Source organism: Telluria sp. LT2P80, assembly GCF_059685955.1.
In genome coordinates this window covers 354189-372929 of sequence record NZ_JCASIO010000001.1, presented here as the reverse complement: position 1 = coordinate 372929, position 18741 = coordinate 354189, and the positions used below count along the sequence as shown (strand labels likewise).

Here is an 18741-nt window from a genome sequence, read left to right as displayed (position 1 = left end):
CGGCGTTGCAGCAATTTGGAGCTTGTATGTTGATTGCCACTCACGGCGGAAAATTCCACGCAGATGATGCGTGGGCCGTCGCCGTCCTGAAGGTGCTGTTCCCCGATGCCGACGTGATTCGCACCCGCGAGCAGGCCCGGATCGATGCCGCCGACTTCGCGATCGACGTTGGCGGGGTCTGGGACCCGGCCACCGGCCGGTTCGACCACCATCAGAAGGAATTCAATGCCACCCGGCCGTCCGGCGTGCCGTATGCCAGCGCCGGCCTCGTCTGGCGTGACCACGGCGCGCGCTGTGTTGCTGCGCTGGCGCTGCGGCACACGGGCGAGACCTTGTCCGACGATACCGCCCAGCAGATCGCGTACGCCATCGACGTCGATATCGTCCAGTATCTCGATCTGTCGGACGTCGGCGTGGCCAAGAACGCGCCGGGCAGCTACGGCTTGTCGGCCGTGGTCTCGGGCTTCAATCCGGGCTGGCTCGACGAGCAGCGCCTGGGCTATGGCGAAGCGGTCGACGTGTATCGGATGGGTCAGTTCATGCGCGCCGTGGAGTTTCTCACCGACATCATGGGCAACGCCGTGCGCTACCGCGTGGGCGCCATGCTGGCTGTCACGCAAGTGCGCCAGGCCGAGGTGCTCGAGGGCGGCAAGCTGCTGTTCCTGAAGAATGCGGCGCTGCCGTGGAGCAGCATCGTGCGCAAGGAAATGCCGAAGATCCTGTTCGTCATCAGCCACAGCCTGACCGAGAACCGCTACATCCTGCACACGGTGTCGGTCGACACCGAAAGCTTCGATGCACGCGCCGACCTGCCCGAAACCTGGGCGGGCCTGCGCGAAGCGGACCTGGCCGCTGTGACGGGCGTGCCGGACGCCGTGTTCTGCCACACGGGCCGCTTCATCGCCGCCGCGCGCAGCTACGACGGCATTCGCACCATGGCGCGCCAGGCGCTCGATGCGGTGGAGCAGGGCGTGACCGTTACGACGTATTCGTAGGCATGGTATTTACGGCGCGCACGATCGCCGGGGTGGCCGGCAAGCCACCGCCGACTCCCGTACAATTGCGGTTTTGCTAATGCGGGAGCTTTCCATGCGCGCCATCGAGATCACCAAGCCGGGCCAGCCCGACGTCTTGCAACTGTGTGAACGGCCATTGCCGGTCCTGAAAACCGGCGAAGTCCTGATCAAGGTCCATGCTGCCGGTATCAACCGCCCTGACGTGTTTCAGCGCCTGGGCAAGTACCCGGTGCCGCCGGGCGCCTCTGACCTGCCGGGCCTCGAAGTAGCCGGCGAGATCGTCGACGGCGACATGAAAGACAGCGGTTTTGCCAAGGGCGACCTCGTCTGCGCCCTGGTGCAGGGCGGCGGTTACGCCGAATACTGCGCCGCGCCACTCGAGCAATGCCTGCCTGTACCAGAAGGGCTGACCCCACTGGAAGCAGCCACCTTGCCGGAAACCTATTTCACGGTCTGGAGCAATGTCTTTGACCGTGCCCGCCTGAGCGAAGGCGAGAGCCTGCTGGTGCAGGGCGGCAGCTCGGGCATCGGCGTGACCGCTACCCAGGTCGCCAGCGCGCTGGGCCACCGTGTGTTCATCACCGCCGGCAGCGACGACAAGTGCCGCGCCGTCGAAGCGCTCGGCGCCGAGCGGGGCATCAATTACCGCGATGAGGATTTTGTCGCCGTGGTCAAGGAACTCACGGACGGCCGTGGTGTCGATGTGATTCTGGACATGGTTGCGGGCGACTATGTGGCGCGCGAGATCGAGTGCCTGGCCGACGATGGTCGCCTGGTCGTCATCGCGCTGCTGGGTGGGCCGCAGGCCAACCTGGACATGAACCATGTACTGCGCCGCCGCCTGACGATTACCGGTTCGACGCTGCGTCCGCGTCCGGTTACGTTCAAGGCGGCCATTGCGCGCCAGTTGCGCGAGCAGGTCTGGCCGCTGTTTGCGCAGAAAAAGATCAAGCCGGTGATCCACCACGTGTTCCCGCTCGAAGAAGCCGCGGCAGCGCACACGATGATGGAATCGAGCACCCACGTGGGCAAGATCGTCCTGCAAGTGCTGGCCGACTGACCATAAAAACAACAGGCGCGCCGGTGGGGCCGACAGGCCCTGCGCGGTGCATCCACGAGCGGCTTCAAGCAGCTTGGCACTCCCAGCCATTGTTTGACCGCCACAATATCGACCGCTAGAATAGCGGGTTATTTGACATGGGGTAGTATGCGTCCCACACTCGTAGTAGGTAACTGGAAAATGAACGGCAGCCGGGCAGTCAATGCCGAGCTGCTGCAAGGCATTCTCGCTGGTCTCGACGCTGATGCTGGCGCTGGCACGCAGGCGTCGTGCGCGGTGTGCGTCCCCGCGCCGTACCTGTTCCAGTGCGAGCAATTGTTGGCCGGTAGCAGCGTGGCCTGGGGCGCGCAGGATGTCGCGACCGAGCCGTGCGGCGCCTTCACCGGCGAAGTGTGCGTCTCGATGCTGCAGGATTTCGGTTGCCGTTACGTGATCGTCGGCCACTCCGAGCGCCGCGGCTATCACGGCGAGTCGAACGAGCTGGTCGCGCGCAAGGCGAAAGCGGCGCTGGACGCCGGCCTGACCCCGATCGTCTGCATCGGCGAAACACTGGAGCAGCGCGAAGCGGGCGAGACCAACGACGTCGTCGGTGGCCAGCTGCACGCAGTGCTGGAACTGGTAGGGTTTGAAGATGTCGCGCGTCTGGTGCTCGCTTACGAGCCGGTGTGGGCAATCGGTACCGGCAAGACGGCCACGCCCGAGATGGCGCAGCAAGTTCACGCCGACATGCGCGCGTTAGTGCGCAAGTGCAACGTTGATGCCGCAGAAACCGTACAAATCCTTTACGGCGGCAGCATGAAGCCGGAGAATGCACGCGAGCTGCTGGCGCAACCGGACATCGATGGCGGCCTGATCGGCGGGGCGGCGCTGAAAGCGGCCGATTTCCTCGCCATTCTGCGCGCCGCATAACGACATAATCTCGCGCATATAGTTTTGCGAAGATTTTGGAATTACAAAAAATTTGAAACGCTGTTAAACCTTGGAATGGAATTGCAATGATCTGGTCTAATCTTATTATCGTCGTGCAGGTTATCTCGGCCCTGTCCATTATTGGCCTGGTCCTGATGCAGCATGGCAAGGGCGCTGATATGGGTGCGGCCTTCGGTTCCGGCGCCTCTGGCAGCCTGTTCGGTGCATCCGGATCGTCGAACTTCCTGTCCAAGGCAACTGCAGTGGCCGCCGCCGTGTTCTTCGGCACCACGCTGACGCTGGCCTATATCGGCAACGATCGCAGCGGCGGCGACAACGCCGGCGTGATGGGTCGTGCCCAGGCGCCTGCAGCCGGTATCCCGGTCACGGCCCCGGTGCAGACGGCGCCAGCCGACGTGCCGACGCTGCCAGCGGGCAGCGCCGTTCCGGCAGCACCGGCAGCGGGTGTCCCGGCTGTTCCGGCAACCCCGGCGCCAGCCCCGGCAGCCCCGGCACCAGCCACGAACTAAGCCACGCAGTCCCGGCGCCATGCGCGCCATTGCTGTTCCAAAACAATGCGCCTTTTTATCGGGCGCATTGTCGTTTTTAGGCGTAGAATACTGCGGCGCGTGACAGGGTTGAACAACCGGTCTGTGCAGCCTCGCAATATTGACGGTCGTGTCGCAACGAACTTTGTCATGCTCATGTCAGTAAAAGAGCGTCCAATAGATTGTTCGGCGATATGATTCAAATAAATGGCAAATATCTTTGTGATTGCGCAATTTGAGCATTGAAAGATAGTGCTAAAGCAGGTTAAAATACTGTTCTCCAGCCGACGTGGTGAAATTGGTAGACACGCTATCTTGAGGGGGTAGTGGCGCAAGCTGTGCGAGTTCGAGTCTCGCCGTCGGCACCAAAATTTAGAAAGAAAGCCAGCAAGGGCGCACGAGTTTTTACCTCATGCCTGAGCTGGCTTTTTTACGAGGATCTGTCGTACGATCCTGGCGGCAGGCTCGAGGCCAGGTTCGCACGATTCGGTGCTGCATCTCTGCAGCGTTCCATTAACCGATCGTTCAGAAGGCTTCATCGTGAACCTCGAAAGTTATCTCCCCGTTCTTCTCTTTATCCTGGTTGGCATCGGTGTCGGTGTCGCCCCTCAGGTGCTTGGTCGCCTGCTCGGGCCGCACAAACCCGACGATGCCAAACTGTCCCCGTATGAATGCGGCTTCGAAGCCTTCGAAGACGCGCGCATGAAGTTCGACGTCCGGTACTACCTGGTCGCGATCCTGTTTATTTTGTTTGATCTTGAAACGGCATTCTTCTTCCCATGGGGCGTCTCGATGCGCGAACTGGGGTTCACCGGTTTCATCACGATGATGGTGTTCATCGCCGAATTCGTCGTGGGCTTCTGGTACATCTGGAAGAAAGGTGCCCTTGATTGGGAATAAGCCATGGCTATTGAAGGCGTACTAAACGAAGGTTTCATCACCACCACAGCCGACAAGCTGGTCAACTGGGCACGTACCGGGTCGATGTTCCCGATGACGTTCGGTCTGGCCTGCTGCGCGGTCGAGATGATGCACGTGGGCGCGGCCCGCTACGACATGGACCGTTTCGGTATCGTGTTCCGTCCGTCGCCACGCCAGTCCGACGTCATGATCGTTGCCGGCACGCTGTGCAACAAGATGGCGCCGGCGCTGCGCAAGGTCTACGACCAGATGGCCGAGCCGCGCTGGGTCATCTCGATGGGCTCCTGTGCCAACGGTGGCGGCTACTACCATTATTCGTATTCCGTCGTCCGTGGCTGCGATCGCATCGTCCCGGTCGATGTCTACGTGCCAGGCTGTCCACCGACCGCCGAAGCTCTGCTGTACGGCATCATGCAGCTCCAGAACAAGATCAAGCGCACCAATACCATCGCGCGCTAAAAACGGACGGCGTACTCCATGACGACAAAACTCGAAACCCTTCAACTCGCCCTGCAGACTGCATTGGGCGAGGGCGCCGCGATTTCGGCGGCGCTGGGTGAAGTCACGGTGGTGGTCAAGGCCGCCGACTACATCCGCTCGATGACGGCCCTGCGCGATACCCCTGCGCTGGCCTTCGAGCAGATGATCGACCTGTGCGGCGTCGACTATTCGGAATATGGCGAAGGCACCTACGAAGGACCGCGCTTTGCGGTCGTCGTGCACCTGCTGTCGCTGACCCACAACTGGCGCGTGCGCGTGCGGGTGTTCTGCCCGGACGACGACATGCCGCTGGTCGAATCGATTACCCCGATCTGGCGCGCCGCCAACTGGTTCGAGCGCGAAGCGTTCGATCTGTTCGGCATCCTGTTCGACGGCCACGGCGACCTGCGCCGCATCCTGACCGACTACGGTTTCATCGGCCACCCGTTCCGCAAGGACTTCCCGATCTCGGGTTATGTCGAGATGCGCTACGACCCCGAGCAGAAACGCGTGATCTATCAACCCGTCACGATCGAACCGCGCGAGAACATTCCCCGCGTGATTCGCGAAGAGACTTACGGGACGAAATAATGGCTGAGCTTAAGAACTACACCCTGAACTTTGGTCCGCAGCACCCGGCAGCGCACGGCGTGCTGCGCCTCGTGCTCGAACTCGACGGCGAGGTGATCCAGCGCGCCGACCCGCACATCGGCCTGCTGCACCGCGGCACCGAGAAGCTGGCCGAAACCCGCACCTACCTGCAATCGGTGCCGTACATGGACCGTCTCGACTACGTGTCGATGATGTGCAATGAACACGGCTACGTGCTGGCCATAGAAAAGCTGCTTGGCATCCAGGCGCCGATCCGCGCCCAGTACATCCGCACGATGTTCGACGAAGTCACCCGCATCCTGAACCACCTGATGTGGCTCGGCGCGCACGCGCTGGACATCGGCGCCATGGGCCCGTTCCTGTACTGCTTCCGCGACCGCGAAGACCTGTTCGACGTCTACGAAGCGGTATCCGGCGCGCGCATGCACGCGGCCTACTACCGCCCGGGCGGCGTGTACCGCGACCTGCCGGACACGATGCCACAGCACAAGGCTTCGCCGATCCGCAGCGCCAAGGCGATCGACGCACTGAACGAACACCGCCAGGGCTCCGTGCTCGACTTCCTTGACGCGTTCACGAAGCGCTTCGACGGCTATGTCGACGAATACGAAACCCTGCTGACCGATAACCGTATCTGGAAACAGCGTACCGTTGGCATCGGCGTGGTCACGCCGGAAGACGCGAAAGCCATGGGTTTCACGGGCGCCATGCTGCGCGGCTCGGGCATCGCCTGGGATCTGCGCAAGACGCAGCCGTATGCAGCGTACGACAAGGTCGAGTTCGACATCCCGGTCGGCACCAACGGCGACTCGTACGACCGCTACCTGGTGCGCGTGGAAGAGATGCGCCAGTCGAACCGCATCATCAAGCAATGCATCACCTGGCTGCGCGCCAATCCGGGCCCGGTCATGATCGACAATAACAAGATTGCGCCGCCGAACCGGATGGACATGAAGTCCAATATGGAATCGCTGATTCACCACTTCAAGCTGTTCACCGAAGGCTTCCACGTCCCAGAGGGCGAGGCATACGCTGCGGTCGAGCATCCGAAGGGCGAGTTCGGCATCTATATCGTCTCCGACGGCGCCAACAAGCCATACCGCCTGAAAATCCGCACGCCGGACTATGTCCACCTGCAGAGCCTCGACGAAATGGCACGCGGACACATGATCGCTGATGCCGTCGCCATCATCGGTACGCAAGACATCGTGTTCGGCAGTATTGATCGCTAGTCCGAAAGGCAGAGAAGAATATGTTATCCCCGCAGTGCTATCAAAAAATCGATCGGGAGCTGGCCAAGTACCCAGCCGATCAACGCCAGTCGGCCGTGATGGCCTCGCTCGCCCACGCCCAGGTCGAACTGGGCTGGCTGTCGCCAGAGACGATGCAGGAACTCGCCGATTACATCCAGATGCCGGCCATTGCCGTGCAAGAGGTGGCGACTTTCTACAATATGTTCAACGTCAAGCCGGTTGGCCAGCACAAGATCACCGTGTGCACCAACCTGCCATGCGCATTGTCGGGCGGCGAACGCGCAGCCCAGCGCATCAAGGACGCCCTGAACATCGACTTCCGTGACACCACGGCGGACGGCAAGTTCACGCTGATGGAAGGCGAGTGCATGGGCGCCTGCGGCGACGCACCCGTCATGCTGGTGAACAACCACCGCATGTGTTCGTTCATGAGCGACGCCAAGATCGACGCCCTGCTTGAGGAACTGAACAAATGACCAGCCTGCACGATCGTCACATCAAGCCGCTGATCCTGAAGGATCTGAACGGCACCAACTGGCACCTGACCGACTACGTCAACCGTGGCGGTTATTCGGCGCTGCGCCGCATCATCGAAGAAAAGATCACGCCCGAGCAGATCATCGCCGACATGAAGGCGTCGGGCCTGCGCGGCCGCGGCGGCGCCGGTTTCCCGACCGGCCTGAAGTGGAGCTTCATGCCGCGCCAGTTCCCGGGCCAGAAATACCTCGTCTGCAACACCGACGAAGGCGAGCCAGGCACGTTCAAGGACCGCGACATCATTCGCTACAACCCGCATGCGCTGATCGAAGGCATGGCCATCGGTGCCTACGCGATGGGCATCACCGTGGGTTACAACTACATCCACGGCGAGATCTTCGAAGACTACCTGCGCTTTGAAGAAGCGCTGGAAGAAGCGCGCGCCGCGGGCTTCCTGGGTGACAACATCCTGGGCAGCACGTTCTCGTTCCAGCTGCACGCGCACCACGGTTATGGCGCCTACATCTGCGGCGAAGAAACCGCGCTGCTCGAGTCGCTCGAAGGCAAGAAGGGCCAGCCGCGCTTCAAGCCGCCGTTCCCGGCCTCGTTCGGCCTGTACGGCAAGCCGACGACGATCAACAACACCGAGACCTTCGCTGCGGTCCCGTTCATCCTGAACATCGGCGCCGAGAACTACATGGCGCTGGGCAAGCCGAACAACGGCGGCACCAAGATCTTCTCGATCTCGGGCGACGTCGAGCGGCCAGGCAACTACGAAGTCCCGCTGGGTACGCCATTTGCGACCCTGATGGAACTGGCGGGCGGCATGCGCGGTGGCAAGAAGATCAAGGCCGTGATTCCAGGCGGTTCGTCGGCGCCAGTGGTGCCGGGCGAGCAAATGATGCAAACCGATCTCGACTACGATTCGATCGCCAAGGCTGGCTCGATGCTGGGTTCGGGCGCCGTGATCGTGATGGACGAGACGCGCTGCATGGTCAAGTCGCTGCTGCGCCTGTCGTACTTCTATTACGAAGAATCGTGCGGCCAGTGCACGCCATGCCGCGAAGGCACGGGCTGGATGTACCGCATGGTTCACCGCATCGAGCATGGCCAGGGCCGACCGGACGACATGGATCTGCTGAACAACATCGCTGACAACATCAAGGGCCGCACGATTTGCGCGCTCGGCGATGCGGCCGCGATGCCAGTGCAGGCCATGATCAAGCACTTCCGCGAAGAATTTGAATATCACATTGAGCACAAGCACTGCCTCGTGCCCTCATACCTTTAAACCAGGTCAGGTAACGATCCCATGGTTGAAATTGAATTAGACGGCAAGAAAGTTGAAGTCCCACCGGGTTCGATGGTGATGGACGCCGCAAACAAGCTCGGAACGTACATTCCGCACTTCTGCTATCACAAGAAATTGTCGATCGCTGCGAACTGCCGCATGTGCCTCGTCGAAGTGGAAAAGGCGCCGAAGCCTTTGCCAGCGTGCGCGACCCCGGTCTCGCCGGGCATGATCGTGCGCAGCCACAGCGACAAGGCCGTGCAGGCCCAGAAGTCGGTGATGGAATTTTTGCTCATCAACCATCCGCTCGACTGCCCGATCTGCGATCAGGGCGGCGAATGCCAGTTGCAGGATCTGGCCGTGGGCTATGGCAAGAGCGGTTCGCGCTACGAAGAAGAAAAGCGCGTGGTGGCCCCGAAGGAAGCGGGCCCGCTGATCTCGATGGAAGAGATGTCGCGTTGCATCCAGTGCACCCGTTGCGTGCGTTTCGGCCAGGAAGTGGCCGGCGTCATGGAATTCGGCATGCTGGGCCGCGGCGAGCATTCCGAGATCACGACGTTCGTCGGCAAGACCGTCGACTCGGAAGTCTCGGGCAACATGATCGACCTGTGCCCGGTCGGCGCGCTCACGAGCAAGCCATTCCGTTATTCGGCACGTCCATGGGAACTGCAGCGCCGCAAGTCGGTCTCGCCGCACGATTCGCTGGGCGCGAACCTGATCGTTCAGGTCAAGGGCGGCCGCGTCATGCGCGTGCTGCCGCTCGAAAACGAAGCGGTCAACGAATGCTGGCTGTCGGACAAAGAGCGTTTCTCGTACGAAGCGCTGAACAACACCGACCGCCTGACCAAGCCGATGATCAAGCAGGGCGGCATGTGGCAGGAAGCCGAGTGGCAGACTGCCCTTGAATACGTCGCTCACGGCCTGCGCAATATTCGTCACGAACACGGCGCCGATGCGATCGCTGCTGTCGCGACTGCGCATTCGACCGTTGAAGAACTGCACCTGCTGAACAAGGCCGTGCGCGGCATGGGCTCGGACAACGTCGAGTTCCGCCTGCGCCAGAGCGATTTTTCGCTCGACGGCCAGGTCACGCCATGGCTCGGCATGCCGATCGCCCAGCTGAGCACGCTCAAGCGCGCACTGGTCATCGGTTCGTTCCTGCGCAAGGATCACCCTTTGGCCTCGACGCGTCTGCGCGCCGCCACCAAGTCGGGCCTGCGCCTGTCGCTGGTCGCTGGCGCAGACGACGAACTCTTGATGAAGGTCGCGCACAAACTGATCGCTGCACCGAGCGACTGGCTCGTCGCGCTGTCGGAAATCGTCGTTGCCATCGCTGCCGACAAGGGCATCGCGGCGCCAGCCGGTTTCGAACAGATCGAAGCATCGGACATCGCCAAAGCGATTGCCGCATCGCTGGTCGTCGTTGGCGACGTTGAACTGCCAGGCGCGATCCTGCTGGGCAACGCTGCTGCGCAACATCCGCAAGCATCGAAAATCCACGCCGCCGCGCAGTGGATCGCCGAGCAGACCGGTTGCTCGTTCGGTTACCTGGTCGAGTCGGCCAACACGATCGGCGGCCACCTGGTGGGCGCCACGTCGGGCAAGAACGAAGCACCGTTCGCCACGCCGAAAAAGGCTTATGTGCTGCTGAACGCCGAGCCGCAACTGGACGCTGCCAATCCGCAGCAAGCCAGTGCGGCCCTGGCCGGCGCCGAGATGGTCGTCGTCATGTCGGCCTTCAAGCATGGCCTGGACTACGCCGACGTGCTGCTGCCAATCGCGCCGTTCTCGGAAACTTCGGGCACGTTCGTCAATTGCGAAGGCCGCGCACAGAGCTTCAACGGCACCGTGCGTCCGCTGGGTGACACGCGTCCCGCCTGGAAAGTGCTGCGCGTGCTGGGTAACCTGCTGGGCCTGCAGGGCTTCGACTACGACACGTCGGAATCGATCCGCGACGAGCTGTTCGGCAAGGGTGTGACCGATCTGTCGGGCAAGCTGAACAACAAAGCCACGCTGGCACCGACCGTTGGCGCCTATGCGCCAGCCGGCCAGCTGGAACGCGTGACCGACGTGCCGGTGTACTTCACCGATGCGCTGGCACGCCGCGCCGAGCCGCTGCAGCGCACCGCCGACGCGAACGCGCCGCTGGTCACGCTGTCGAAAGCGGTGGCTGAATCGATCGGCGTCAAGGCCGGCGACAGCGTCACCGTCACGCAGGGCGCTGGTTCGGCCGTGCTGGTGGCCGATGTCGACGCCACGCTGCCATCGAACGCAGTGCGTGTCGCCGCGGGCCATCCGGCCGTGGCAGGCCTGGGCGCCATGTTCGGTTCCATCCAAGTTGCAAAAGCAGGGGAGAGCAAGTAATGGCCGCGCCCGGTTACATTGATTCATTCAACGCCGGCGGTGCAGACCTGCTCGGCCCGGTCTGGCCGATTGTCTGGACCCTGATCAAGATCATCGCGGTGCTGGCACCGCTGATGATCGCGATCGCCTACGCCACGCTGTGGGAACGCAAGTTCATCGGCTGGATCCAGATCCGCGTGGGTCCAAACCGCGTCGGTCCTGGCGGCCTGCTGCAGCCAATGGCCGACGGCCTGAAGCTCCTGATCAAAGAGATCGTGATCCCGGCCAAGGCGAGCAAGAGCCTGTTCGTGATCGGTCCGGTCATGACGATCATGCCGGCACTGGCTGCCTGGTCGGTCATTCCATTCGGTCCGCAATTTGCGCTGGCCAACGTGAACGCCGGCGTGCTGCTGCTGATGGCGATCACCTCGGTCGAGGTCTACGGCATCATCATCGCCGGCTGGGCGTCGAACTCGAAGTACTCGTTCATGGGCGCCATGCGCGCATCGGCCCAGATGATCTCGTACGAAATCCCGATGGGCTTCGTGCTGGTGGTCGTGCTGATGGTCACGGGCAGCCTGAACCTGTCGGACATCGTTGCCGGTCAGCAGATGGGCACGTTCGCCGGCTGGGGTGTCAACTTCCTGTCGTGGAACTGGCTGCCGCTGTTCCCGTTGTTCATCATCTATCTGGTGTCGGGCCTGGCCGAGTGCGGCCGTCACCCGTTCGACGTGATCGAAGGTGAATCCGAGATCGTTGCCGGTCACATGGTCGAATACTCGGGCATGTCGTACGCGATGTTCATGCTGGCCGAATACGGCAACATGATCCTGATCGCCTGCCTGGCGTCGCTGTTCTTCCTCGGCGGCTGGTCGGCACCATTCAGCTTTCTCGAAGTGGGCGGCACCCTGGGCGGCTTCATCGGCTTCTTCTGGCTGTTCCTGAAAACGTTCTGCCTGGTCACGTTCTTCATCTGGGTGCGCGGTACGTTCCCACGTTACCGTTACGACCAGATCATGCGTCTGGGCTGGAAAGTGTTCATTCCGATCACGCTGATCTGGCTGGTGTTCATCGCCGCCTGGATGCAGACGTCGTGGAATATTTGGAAGTAAGGGGACGCACATGTCACGTATGAAAGAAATCCTCGGCAGCCTGATGCTGACCGAGTTGATCAAGGGCCTGGCCCTGACCGGCCGCTACGCTCTGTCGCGCTCGATCACGGTCCAGTACCCGGAAGAAAAGACCCCGATGTCGAACCGCTTCCGCGGTCTGCATGCGCTGCGTCGCTACCCCAATGGGGAAGAGCGCTGCATCGCCTGCAAACTGTGCGAAGCAGTCTGCCCGGCCATGGCGATCACGATCGAGTCGACCCAGCGCGAAGACGGCACCCGCCGCACCTCGCGCTACGACATCGACCTGACCAAGTGCATCTTCTGCGGCTTCTGCGAAGAATCGTGCCCGGTCGATTCGATCGTCGAAACGCACGTGCTGGAATATCACGGCGAAAAACGCGGCGACCTCTATTACACCAAAGAGATGCTGCTGGCCGTGGGTGACCGCTACGAAACCGAGATTGCCGCTGCCCGCGAGGCGGACGCCAAGTTCCGCTAAGTGTTAATTACAAGAGGCTCCTGGGTTAGTCATGACATTTACTGATATTTTGTTCTACGTGTTCGCGGCCGTGATGGTGCTGGCAGGCCTGCGCGTCATCACCGCCAAGAACCCGGTTCACGCCGCGCTGTTCCTGGTGCTGGCTTTCTTTAACGCCGCCGGTATCTGGCTGCTGCTGAAGGCCGAATTCCTCGCCATCGTGCTGGTGCTGGTCTATGTCGGCGCCGTCATGGTGCTGTTCCTGTTCGTCGTCATGATGCTCGATATTAATATCGACCGCATGCGCGAAGGCTTCTGGGGCTTCCTGCCACTGGCCGCCGGCGTCGGCGCCCTGATCGTGCTCGAAATGGGCGCGGTGCTGTGGCACGGCTACAGCAACTTCCAGCAAACGCCGGAAGCGGCTGCCCTGAACATCGGCGGCACCAAGGAACTGGGCCTGCAGATCTACACCCGCTATATCTACGGCTTTGAAATTGCCGCCGTGGTGCTGCTGGTGGCGATCATCGCTGCTGTCGCCCTGACGCTGCGCCGCCGCAAGGACAGCAAGGCCATCGATCCAGCCGACGCCGTGCGTGTGAAACGCAACGACCGCCTGAAGATCATCAAGGTCGCGACCGTGAACCAGCCGGCGATCGATGCCGCGAACGTGGCCAAGGCCGCTGCAGCCGCTGCTGCTGCCGCGCCAGCTGCTGCCGAACCGAAGGAAAGCAAATGACCGTCTCCCTCGCACACTATCTGATCCTGGGCGCGATCCTGTTCGCGATCTCGGTGGTCGGTATCTTCCTGAACCGGAAGAACATCATCATCTTGCTGATGGCCATCGAATTGATGCTGCTGGCGGTGAACCTGAACTTCATCGCGTTTTCCCACTACCTGGGCGACGCGGCGGGGCAGATCTTCGTGTTCTTCATTTTGACCGTCGCGGCCGCCGAAAGTGCAATCGGCCTGGCGATCCTGGTGGTCCTGTTCCGCAATCTGGACACGATCAACGTGGAAGACCTCGACAGCCTCAAGGGCTGATCGGTCTCGCTCGATAACTTATAACGAATAAGGTTCAACATGGCGGGGCAAATTTCAACCTCACTCTTACTGGCAGTGCCACTGGCACCGCTCGCAGGCTCGGCAATTGCCGGTCTGCTGGGTACCAAGTTCCTGGGCAATGTCGTCGGCCGCAAGGTGTCGCATACCGCGACCATCCTCGGCGTGGCGATCGCGCTGGTCATCTCGGTCATGACCCTGATGGCCGCGCTCGACGGCTTCACGCTCAACCAGGACCTGTACACCTGGATGACCGTCGGCACGCTCAAGCTGGCCGTCGGCTTCCAGATCGACACCCTGACTGCGATGATGATGTGCGTCGTCACGTCGGTGTCGCTGATGGTCCACATCTACACGATCGGCTACATGGCCGAGGATGACGGCTACAACCGCTTCTTCTCGTACATCTCGCTGTTCACGTTCGCCATGCTGATGCTGGTCATGTCCAACAACTTCCTGCAGCTGTTCTTTGGCTGGGAAGCAGTGGGCCTGGTCTCGTACCTGCTGATCGGCTTCTGGTACACGCGTCCAACGGCGATCTTCGCCAACATGAAGGCGTTCCTGGTCAACCGCGTCGGCGACTTCGGCTTCATCCTCGGTATCGGCCTGATCCTGGCCGCTGCCGGCACGATGAACTACGCCGAAGTGTTCGCGCAGGCCGACCAGCTGGCACTGATGACCGTGCCGGGCACCGACTGGCCGCTGCTGACCGCCGCCTGTATCTGCCTGTTCATCGGCGCGATGGGCAAGTCGGCGCAGTTCCCGCTGCACGTCTGGCTGCCTGACTCGATGGAAGGCCCGACCCCGATCTCGGCACTGATCCACGCCGCAACGATGGTTACCGCCGGCATCTTCATGGTGTCGCGCATGTCGCCGCTGTTCGAACTGTCCGATGGCGCGCTGTCGTTCATCATCGTCATCGGTTCGATCACCGCGCTGTTCATGGGTTTCCTGGGCATCATCCAGAACGACATCAAGCGCGTGGTTGCTTACTCGACGCTGTCGCAGCTTGGCTACATGACCGTCGCACTGGGCGTGTCGGCCTACTCGGTCGCCGCATTCCACCTGATGACGCACGCGTTCTTCAAGGCGCTGCTGTTCCTTGGCGCCGGCTCGGTCATCATGGGCATGCACCACGACCAGGACATGCGCAACATGGGCGGCCTGCGCAAGTACATGCCGATCACCTGGATCACTTCGCTGATCGGTTCGCTGGCCCTGATCGGTACGCCGTTCTTCTCGGGCTTCTACTCGAAGGATTCGATCATCGAAGCAGTGCACGCAAGTAACCTGCCAGGTACCGGCTTCGCGAACTTCGCAGTGCTGGCCGGCGTGTTCGTCACGGCGTTCTACTCGTTCCGTATGTACTTCCTCGTGTTCCACGGCGAAGAGCGTTTCGGCAAAGCGCATGCGCATGATCATCATGACGATCACGCACATCACAAGGCAGCTGCCAACGATCATTCGGATCCGCATGCACTGCACGATTCGGGTTCGCACCACGAAGAAGACGCGCACGACGACCATGGCCACCACGGCCTGGCCCCGGGCCAGAAGCCGCACGAGTCCCCATGGGTCGTGACGGTGCCGCTGGTCCTGCTGGCAATCCCATCGATGCTGATCGGTTTCTTCACGATCCAGCCGATGCTGCATGGCACGTTCTTCGATGGCGTCATCACCGTGAACCCGAACCACCCGGCCATGGCCGAACTGGGCGAGATGTTCCACGGCGCTGCCGCGATGGCCCTGCACGGTCTGCAGACCGCACCGTTCTGGCTGGCACTGGCTGGCGTCGTTGCCGCCTACTACTGCTACATGATCAACCCACGCGTGCCGGCCTGGTTCTATGCCAAGTTCAAGCCGCTGCACACCCTGCTGGACAACAAGTACTACATGGATGCGTTCAACCAGAAAGTCTTCGCCGGCGGCTCGCTGCTGCTGGGCGGCGGCCTGTGGAAAGTGGGCGACCGCGGCCTGATCGACGGCCTGGTCGTCAACGGCAGCGCCAAGGCAGTCGGCTGGTTCTCGACCATCACCCGTAAAGCACAGACCGGTTACATCTACCACTATGCGTTCGTGATGATCGTTGGCGTGCTGGCGGCCATGCTGTACTTCTTCCCGTTCTGGCGCGGTTAATCACAGGCAGAGATAACGAAAAATGATGCAGTCTACAATTTCAACATTTCCACCGTACCTGAGCCTGGCCATCTGGCTCCCGATCCTGTTCGGCGTGCTGGTCCTGGCCGTCGGCCGCGACAAGAACGCCGGCATGGTACGCATGCTCTCGCTCGTGGGCGCCATCGTCAGCCTGTTGCCGACGATTCCCCTGATCACGAACTTCGACAACGCCGCCCACGGCATGCAGTTCTTTGAAGAAGCGGCCTGGATCGATCGCTTCAACATCTTCTACCGCCTGGGTGTCGATGGCCTGTCGCTGTGGTTCGTGCCGCTGACCGCCTTCATCACGATCATCGTCGTGCTGGCGGCCTGGGAAGTGATCCAGGAACGTGTCGCCCAGTACATGGGTTCGTTCCTGATCCTGTCGGGTCTGATGATCGGCGTGTTCTGCGCGCTGGACGGCCTGCTGTTCTACTTCTTCTTCGAAGCGACGCTGATCCCGATGTTCATCATCATCGGCGTGTTCGGTGGCCCGAATCGCGTGTACGCGGCGTTCAAGTTCTTCCTGTACACGTTCTTCGGTTCGCTGCTGACGCTGGTCGCGATCATCTATCTGTACAACGCCTCGGGCTCGTTCAACATCCTCGAATGGCACCTGCTGCCACTGACGATGAAAGAGCAGATCCTGATCTTCTGCGCGTTCTTCATGGCGTTTGCCGTCAAGGTCCCGATGTGGCCAGTGCACACGTGGCTGCCGGATGCCCACGTCGAAGCGCCAACCGGCGGTTCGGTCGTGCTGGCTGCGATCATGCTGAAGCTGGGCGCCTACGGTTTCCTGCGCTTCTCGCTGCCGATCACCCCGGACGCAAGCCAGTACCTGGCGCCGGTCGTCATCGTGCTGTCGCTGATCGCCGTGATCTACATCGGTCTGGTTGCACTGGTCCAGAAGGACATGAAGAAACTGGTGGCGTACTCGTCGATTGCTCACATGGGCTTCGTCACGCTGGGCTTCTTCATGTTCAACGACCTGGGCGTGCAGGGCGGTCTGATGCAGGCAATCTCGCACGGCTTCGTGTCGGGCGCGATGTTCCTGTGTATCGGCGTGCTGTATGACCGTGTCCACTCGCGTGAAATCGCTGCCTACGGCGGTGTCGTCAACACGATGCCGAAGTTCGCTGCCTTCGCAGTGCTGTTCTCGATGGCCAATGCCGGCCTGCCGGCGACGTCGGGCTTCATCGGCGAGTTCATGGTCATCCTGGGCGCGGTCGAGTTCAACTTCTGGACGGGTCTTGCTTCGGGCACCGCGCTGATCCTGGGCGCCGCCTATTCGCTGTGGATGGTCAAGCGCGTCATCTTTGGCCCGGTCGCCAACAAGCATGTCGCCGAACTGGTCGACCTGAACGGCCGCGAGTTCGCCATCCTGTCGGTGCTGGCCATCGCCACCCTGGCCATGGGCCTGTACCCGGCGCCGATCGCCGAGACCCTGCAGGTGTCGGTCACCGATCTCCTGCAACATGTCGCAGTCAGCAAAGTGCCTCAATAAAACGCCATGAACGAGATGAACACAACCCTGTTATCGGCGGTCGACACCAATCTGGTGCCGGTCTACGCCGAGATCTTCCTCCTGATCGCCACCTCGGCGATCCTGCTGATCGACATGTACCTGAAGGCCGGCAAGCGCAACCTGACGTATGCGCTGTCGCTGCTGGCAATCGCCGGTTGCGCCGTGTTCTCCTTCGTCGATTTCAATGCCGGCACGACCGTCTTCACCTTCAACGGGATGTACGTGTCCGACCCGATGTCGAACCTGCTCAAGCTGTTCACGTACGCAGCCACGGCCATGACCCTGGTCTACTCGCGCCAGTACATTGGCGAGCGCGACATGATGTCGGGTAATCTGGGCGGCGAGTTCTATGTGCTCGCGCTGTTCGCGATGCTGGGCCAGATGATCATGATCTCCGGTAACAGCATGCTGTCGATCTACCTCGGCCTGGAACTGATGTCGCTGTCGACCTACGCCCTCGTGGCCCTGCGCCGCGATCACGCGATCTCGACCGAAGCGGCGATGAAGTACTTCGTCCTCGGCGCACTGGCCTCGGGCTTCCTGCTGTACGGCATGTCGATGATCTACGGTGCAACCGGTTCGCTGGACATCACCACGATCGGCCAGGTCACCAGCACCGGCGAAGCCGATCCGATGATCCTGGTCTTCGGCCTGGTATTCCTGGTGGCTGGCCTGGCGTTCAAGCTCGGCGTCGTGCCATTCCACATGTGGGTACCGGACGTGGTGCAGGGCGCCCCGACGGCTGTCACGATCCTGCTGGGCGGCGCGCCGAAGCTGGCGACGTTCGCCATCATCATCCGCCTGCTGGTCGAAGCGCTGCCATCGATGGCCTTTGACTGGCAGCAGATGCTGATGGTCGTGGCCGTGCTGTCGCTGGCCTTCGGTAACATCACCGCGATCGCGCAGACCAATCTCAAGCGCATGCTGGCCTACTCGACCATTGCCCAGATGGGCTTTGTCGTGCTGGCCCTGGTGGTGGGCAATATCGGTGGCGATACGACCGATGCCGCTGCTGCCTACAGCGCCGGTATGTACTACACGATCATCTATGTGCTCACGACGGTCGGTACCTTTGGCCTGATCATGATGCTGGCGCGCGCCGGCCATGAAGCCGAGCTGATCAGCGACTTTAAGGGTCTCGGCAAGCGCAGCCCATGGTTCGCGATTGTCATGACCATCCTGATGTTCTCGCTGGCTGGCGTGCCGCCGATGGTGGGCTTCATCGCCAAGTACGCGGTGCTGCAGGCCGTGGCCAATGCCGGCATGGTGTGGCTGGCTGTCGTTGCGGTGATGTTCTCGCTGATCGGTGCGTTCTACTACCTGCGCATCGTCAAGACCATCTGGTTCGACGAAGCAATCGACACCTCGGCCATCTCGACCCCGCTGGACATGCGCATCATCATGTCGCTCAACGGTGTGGCGATCGTGGTGATGGGCGTGATTCCAGGCAGCCTGCTGGCCGTCTGCTACAGCGCCATGCAAGCCACGCTGGCCAAGTAA

General features: G+C 61.5%; 18 protein-coding genes and 1 tRNA gene. All 19 read left to right on the top strand.

What is annotated here, in order from left to right; genetic code table 11:
* Positions 1 to 26 precede the first annotated feature (26 nt).
* The 19 genes from AC56LW_RS01645 (at position 27) to nuoN (ending at position 18741) form a co-directional block, all read left to right on the top strand.
* A complete protein-coding gene (locus tag AC56LW_RS01645; RefSeq protein WP_183557657.1) occupies positions 27 to 995 on the top strand; it encodes an MYG1 family protein in 969 nt (322 codons plus the stop codon).
* A gap of 94 nt (positions 996 to 1089) precedes the next feature.
* Positions 1090 to 2076 (top strand): NAD(P)H-quinone oxidoreductase, encoded by a 987-nt coding sequence (locus AC56LW_RS01640; RefSeq protein ID WP_499630986.1) that lies wholly within the window; start codon positions 1090 to 1092, stop codon positions 2074 to 2076.
* Positions 2077 to 2223: 147 nt separating this feature from the next.
* Positions 2224 to 2985: a triose-phosphate isomerase gene (tpiA, locus tag AC56LW_RS01635; RefSeq protein WP_499503082.1), complete on the top strand. Its 762-nt coding sequence runs from the start codon at positions 2224 to 2226 to the stop codon at positions 2983 to 2985.
* Positions 2986 to 3071: 86 nt separating this feature from the next.
* Positions 3072 to 3515, top strand: a complete 444-nt coding sequence (secG, locus tag AC56LW_RS01630) for a preprotein translocase subunit SecG (protein WP_332531042.1) — start codon at positions 3072 to 3074, stop codon at positions 3513 to 3515.
* Positions 3516 to 3816: 301 nt separating this feature from the next.
* Positions 3817 to 3901 (top strand) — tRNA-Leu (locus AC56LW_RS01625).
* A gap of 172 nt (positions 3902 to 4073) precedes the next feature.
* Positions 4074 to 4433 carry an NADH-quinone oxidoreductase subunit A gene (locus AC56LW_RS01620; protein ID WP_183557670.1) on the top strand — a complete coding sequence of 120 codons (360 nt, stop codon included), beginning with the start codon at positions 4074 to 4076 and terminating at the stop codon, positions 4431 to 4433.
* A 3-nt stretch (positions 4434 to 4436) separates the two neighbouring features.
* Entirely contained in the window at positions 4437 to 4913 is a 477-nt protein-coding gene (locus AC56LW_RS01615) for a NuoB/complex I 20 kDa subunit family protein (RefSeq protein ID WP_147933132.1), read from the top strand.
* An 18-nt stretch (positions 4914 to 4931) separates the two neighbouring features.
* Entirely contained in the window at positions 4932 to 5525 is a 594-nt protein-coding gene (locus tag AC56LW_RS01610; protein ID WP_258834892.1) for an NADH-quinone oxidoreductase subunit C, read from the top strand.
* The gene (locus AC56LW_RS01605; protein WP_183557677.1) at positions 5525 to 6778 is read left to right on the top strand and encodes an NADH-quinone oxidoreductase subunit D; all 1254 of its coding nucleotides are present in this window, start codon (positions 5525 to 5527) and stop codon (positions 6776 to 6778) included. The genes AC56LW_RS01610 and AC56LW_RS01605 overlap by 1 nt, the downstream gene beginning before the upstream one ends.
* A 20-nt stretch (positions 6779 to 6798) precedes the next feature.
* Positions 6799 to 7275, top strand: a complete 477-nt coding sequence (gene nuoE / locus AC56LW_RS01600; RefSeq protein ID WP_183557680.1) for an NADH-quinone oxidoreductase subunit NuoE — start codon at positions 6799 to 6801, stop codon at positions 7273 to 7275.
* A complete protein-coding gene (gene nuoF / locus AC56LW_RS01595) occupies positions 7272 to 8567 on the top strand; it encodes an NADH-quinone oxidoreductase subunit NuoF (protein ID WP_332531043.1) in 1296 nt (431 codons plus the stop codon). The genes nuoE and nuoF overlap by 4 nt, the downstream gene beginning before the upstream one ends.
* Before the next feature lie 21 nt (positions 8568 to 8588).
* On the top strand, positions 8589 to 10931 hold the full coding sequence (gene nuoG, locus AC56LW_RS01590; protein WP_499630980.1) for an NADH-quinone oxidoreductase subunit NuoG: 2343 nt from the start codon (positions 8589 to 8591) through the stop codon (positions 10929 to 10931).
* A complete protein-coding gene (gene nuoH / locus AC56LW_RS01585; protein WP_332531045.1) occupies positions 10931 to 12022 on the top strand; it encodes an NADH-quinone oxidoreductase subunit NuoH in 1092 nt (363 codons plus the stop codon). The genes nuoG and nuoH overlap by 1 nt, the downstream gene beginning before the upstream one ends.
* Positions 12023 to 12032: 10 nt before the next feature.
* Complete coding sequence (gene nuoI / locus AC56LW_RS01580; protein WP_183557692.1) at positions 12033 to 12521, top strand: NADH-quinone oxidoreductase subunit NuoI; 489 nt, start codon at positions 12033 to 12035, stop codon at positions 12519 to 12521.
* A 31-nt stretch (positions 12522 to 12552) separates the two neighbouring features.
* Positions 12553 to 13236, top strand: coding sequence for an NADH-quinone oxidoreductase subunit J (locus tag AC56LW_RS01575; RefSeq protein ID WP_258834888.1), 684 nt, complete (start codon positions 12553 to 12555; stop codon positions 13234 to 13236).
* Positions 13233 to 13541, top strand: coding sequence for an NADH-quinone oxidoreductase subunit NuoK (gene nuoK, locus AC56LW_RS01570; RefSeq protein ID WP_183557698.1), 309 nt, complete (start codon positions 13233 to 13235; stop codon positions 13539 to 13541). Before AC56LW_RS01575 ends, nuoK begins: the two co-directional genes overlap by 4 nt.
* 39 nt (positions 13542 to 13580) lie before the next feature.
* Positions 13581 to 15695, top strand: coding sequence for an NADH-quinone oxidoreductase subunit L (nuoL, locus tag AC56LW_RS01565; RefSeq protein ID WP_258834887.1), 2115 nt, complete (start codon positions 13581 to 13583; stop codon positions 15693 to 15695).
* A 22-nt stretch (positions 15696 to 15717) separates the two neighbouring features.
* A complete protein-coding gene (locus AC56LW_RS01560) occupies positions 15718 to 17220 on the top strand; it encodes an NADH-quinone oxidoreductase subunit M (protein ID WP_332531048.1) in 1503 nt (500 codons plus the stop codon).
* 15 nt (positions 17221 to 17235) lie between these two features.
* The gene (gene nuoN, locus AC56LW_RS01555) at positions 17236 to 18741 is read left to right on the top strand and encodes an NADH-quinone oxidoreductase subunit NuoN (RefSeq protein ID WP_499630977.1); all 1506 of its coding nucleotides are present in this window, start codon (positions 17236 to 17238) and stop codon (positions 18739 to 18741) included.

Bases quoted from the DNA above. Each gene is read 5' to 3' on its own strand.
- AC56LW_RS01645 (WP_183557657.1), top strand. From the start codon at position 27: ATGTTGATTGCCACTCACGGCGGAAAATTCCACGCAGATGATGCGTGG.
- AC56LW_RS01640 (WP_499630986.1), top strand. From the start codon at position 1,090: ATGCGCGCCATCGAGATCACCAAGCCGGGCCAGCCCGACGTCTTGCAA.
- tpiA (WP_499503082.1), top strand. From the start codon at position 2,224: ATGCGTCCCACACTCGTAGTAGGTAACTGGAAAATGAACGGCAGCCGG.
- secG (WP_332531042.1), top strand. From the start codon at position 3,072: ATGATCTGGTCTAATCTTATTATCGTCGTGCAGGTTATCTCGGCCCTG.
- AC56LW_RS01615 (WP_147933132.1), top strand. From the start codon at position 4,437: ATGGCTATTGAAGGCGTACTAAACGAAGGTTTCATCACCACCACAGCC.
- AC56LW_RS01610 (WP_258834892.1), top strand. From the start codon at position 4,932: ATGACGACAAAACTCGAAACCCTTCAACTCGCCCTGCAGACTGCATTG.
- AC56LW_RS01605 (WP_183557677.1), top strand. From the start codon at position 5,525: ATGGCTGAGCTTAAGAACTACACCCTGAACTTTGGTCCGCAGCACCCG.
- nuoE (WP_183557680.1), top strand. From the start codon at position 6,799: ATGTTATCCCCGCAGTGCTATCAAAAAATCGATCGGGAGCTGGCCAAG.
- nuoF (WP_332531043.1), top strand. From the start codon at position 7,272: ATGACCAGCCTGCACGATCGTCACATCAAGCCGCTGATCCTGAAGGAT.
- nuoG (WP_499630980.1), top strand. From the start codon at position 8,589: ATGGTTGAAATTGAATTAGACGGCAAGAAAGTTGAAGTCCCACCGGGT.
- nuoH (WP_332531045.1), top strand. From the start codon at position 10,931: ATGGCCGCGCCCGGTTACATTGATTCATTCAACGCCGGCGGTGCAGAC.
- nuoI (WP_183557692.1), top strand. From the start codon at position 12,033: ATGTCACGTATGAAAGAAATCCTCGGCAGCCTGATGCTGACCGAGTTG.
- AC56LW_RS01575 (WP_258834888.1), top strand. From the start codon at position 12,553: ATGACATTTACTGATATTTTGTTCTACGTGTTCGCGGCCGTGATGGTG.
- nuoK (WP_183557698.1), top strand. From the start codon at position 13,233: ATGACCGTCTCCCTCGCACACTATCTGATCCTGGGCGCGATCCTGTTC.
- nuoL (WP_258834887.1), top strand. From the start codon at position 13,581: ATGGCGGGGCAAATTTCAACCTCACTCTTACTGGCAGTGCCACTGGCA.
- AC56LW_RS01560 (WP_332531048.1), top strand. From the start codon at position 15,718: ATGATGCAGTCTACAATTTCAACATTTCCACCGTACCTGAGCCTGGCC.
- nuoN (WP_499630977.1), top strand. From the start codon at position 17,236: ATGAACACAACCCTGTTATCGGCGGTCGACACCAATCTGGTGCCGGTC.